General features: G+C 47.1%; 1 protein-coding gene and 13 tRNA genes. 13 read left to right on the plus strand and 1 reads right to left on the minus strand.

Annotated elements, in window-relative coordinates:
* Positions 1-39: 39 nt before the first annotated feature.
* The 13 genes from V7068_RS21470 (at position 40) to V7068_RS21530 (ending at position 1,317) form a co-directional block, all read left to right on the plus strand.
* Positions 40-113 (plus strand) — tRNA-Met (locus tag V7068_RS21470).
* A 25-nt stretch (positions 114-138) separates the two neighbouring features.
* Positions 139-231, plus strand: a tRNA-Ser gene (locus V7068_RS21475).
* Between the two features lie 20 nt (positions 232-251).
* Positions 252-325, plus strand: a tRNA-Met gene (locus V7068_RS21480).
* Between the two features lie 3 nt (positions 326-328).
* Positions 329-405 (plus strand) — tRNA-Asp (locus tag V7068_RS21485).
* A 54-nt stretch (positions 406-459) separates the two neighbouring features.
* Positions 460-543, plus strand: a tRNA-Tyr gene (locus V7068_RS21490).
* Between the two features lie 5 nt (positions 544-548).
* Positions 549-624 (plus strand) — tRNA-His (locus tag V7068_RS21495).
* A 14-nt stretch (positions 625-638) separates the two neighbouring features.
* Positions 639-710, plus strand: a tRNA-Gln gene (locus V7068_RS21500).
* A gap of 78 nt (positions 711-788) precedes the next feature.
* Positions 789-870: transfer RNA gene (locus tag V7068_RS21505), tRNA-Leu, on the plus strand.
* Between the two features lie 10 nt (positions 871-880).
* Positions 881-954, plus strand: a tRNA-Gly gene (locus V7068_RS21510).
* Positions 955-958: 4 nt separating this feature from the next.
* A tRNA-Ile gene (locus V7068_RS21515) sits at positions 959-1,035 on the plus strand.
* A 17-nt stretch (positions 1,036-1,052) separates the two neighbouring features.
* Positions 1,053-1,127: transfer RNA gene (locus tag V7068_RS21520), tRNA-Asn, on the plus strand.
* 11 nt (positions 1,128-1,138) lie between these two features.
* Positions 1,139-1,229, plus strand: a tRNA-Ser gene (locus V7068_RS21525).
* A 14-nt stretch (positions 1,230-1,243) separates the two neighbouring features.
* Positions 1,244-1,317, plus strand: a tRNA-Arg gene (locus V7068_RS21530).
* A gap of 142 nt (positions 1,318-1,459) precedes the next feature.
* Here V7068_RS21530 and V7068_RS21535 read toward each other — a convergent pair.
* Positions 1,460-1,880, minus strand: a 421-nt coding sequence (locus V7068_RS21535) for an IS6 family transposase (RefSeq protein ID WP_499714477.1), incomplete at its 5' end; no start/stop codon positions are given.

The raw sequence follows: 1,880 nt of genomic DNA on the forward strand, positions 1-1,880 counted from the left end.
AGGCTCCACCATGATTATTCAAATTATATCCTTAAGTTTGGCGGTGTAGCTCAGCTGGCTAGAGCGTACGGTTCATACCCGTGAGGTCGGGGGTTCGATCCCCTCCGCCGCTACTAATTTATTAAGGTTTTCCTATACGGAGGTATACCCAAGTCCGGCTGAAGGGATCGGTCTTGAAAACCGACAGGGGGGTCAAACCCCGCGGGGGTTCGAATCCCTCTACCTCCTCCATTTTTAATACTTTTTATTGTCGCGGGGTGGAGCAGTCCGGTAGCTCGTCGGGCTCATAACCCGAAGGTCGCAGGTTCAAATCCTGTCCCCGCAATATGGTCCGGTAGTTCAGCTGGTTAGAATGCCTGCCTGTCACGCAGGAGGTCGCGGGTTCGAGTCCCGTCCGGACCGCCATTGATTTAATGATTGTTAACTGAATATTCTATACTCTATATTCTTTAGTTCTATGGAGGGGTAGCGAAGTGGCTAAACGCGGCGGACTGTAAATCCGCTCCTTCGGGTTCGGCAGTTCGAATCTGCCCCCCTCCACCATTATGGCGGCTGTGGCGAAGTGGTTAACGCATCGGATTGTGGTTCCGACATTCGTGGGTTCGATTCCCATCAGCCGCCCCATTTATTGATATTATTGGGCTATAGCCAAGCGGTAAGGCAGCGGATTTTGATTCCGTCATGCGAAGGTTCGAATCCTTCTAGCCCAGTCAATGGCAGCATAGCCAAGTGATAAGGCAGAGGTCTGCAACACCCGGTTCAAATCCGGGTGCTGCCTTAATAAACATGCCGGTGTGGCGGAATTGGCAGACGCGCACGACTCAAAATCGTGTTCCTTTTGGAGTGCCGGTTCGACCCCGGCCACCGGTATCAATTATTTGCGGGTGTAGTTTAGTGGTAAAACCTCAGCCTTCCAAGCTGATGATGAGGGTTCGATTCCCTTCACCCGCTCCAATATGGGCCTATAGCTCAGCTGGTTAGAGCGCACGCCTGATAAGCGTGAGGTCGGTGGTTCGAGTCCACTTAGGCCCACCATTTATATTTTTTCTTGTTCCGCAGTAGCTCAGTGGTAGAGCATTCGGCTGTTAACCGAACGGTCGTAGGTTCGAATCCTACCTGCGGAGCCATTTTTTTATGTGGGGAAGTACTCAAGAGGCTGAAGAGGCGCCCCTGCTAAGGGTGTAGGTCGGGTAACCGGCGCGAGGGTTCAAATCCCTCCTTCTCCGCCATATACGTATATCATGCGCCTTTAGCTCAGCAGGATAGAGCAACGGCCTTCTAAGCCGTCGGTCAGAGGTTCGAATCCTCTAAGGCGCGTACAGATAATTCCAATAGGGGTTATTTTTTTTATATATTATGACCTCGATAGAATATATAAATTTAACTCTCAAACTTAACGGTTCTGGTGCAAAGACTGCATTTATGTGAAAGATATATAGATTCCTAATGGAATCTGTTCTTATGCAGGGATTCCAAATAGTTGATGAATGAACTTCACTCGACTTTGGACAGACTTGTCCTGTAAAGCAAGTTGTCCTTTTTTAATGATATGCATTACCTCTATTCCCTTAAGGATAGATTGGGCTGTACGAAAATATTTCAACCCTAACATCGAACGAACTCTCTTTTTAATAAAACGATGATCTTGCTCCACAATGTTATTAAGATATTTTACCTGCCTTATTTGGATACCTACGGGCATCTTTTTCTCTTTCTTCAACTCTTCAATCGCCATAGGATAGGCTGGGTTCTTGTCTACTGTGATAACACAGGGCTTTGAAACATGAAAAGACCGCAAAGCTTTCTTGAAAAAGCGCTTTGCAGCTTTATGATCTCTTGTTTTGCTTAAATAAAAATCAATTGTATTTCCTTCTGAATCA

The sequence above is a fragment of the Bacillus sp. JJ634 genome, from assembly GCF_036962285.1.
GTDB lineage: Bacteria > Bacillota > Bacilli > Bacillales > DSM-1321 > Peribacillus > Peribacillus asahii_A.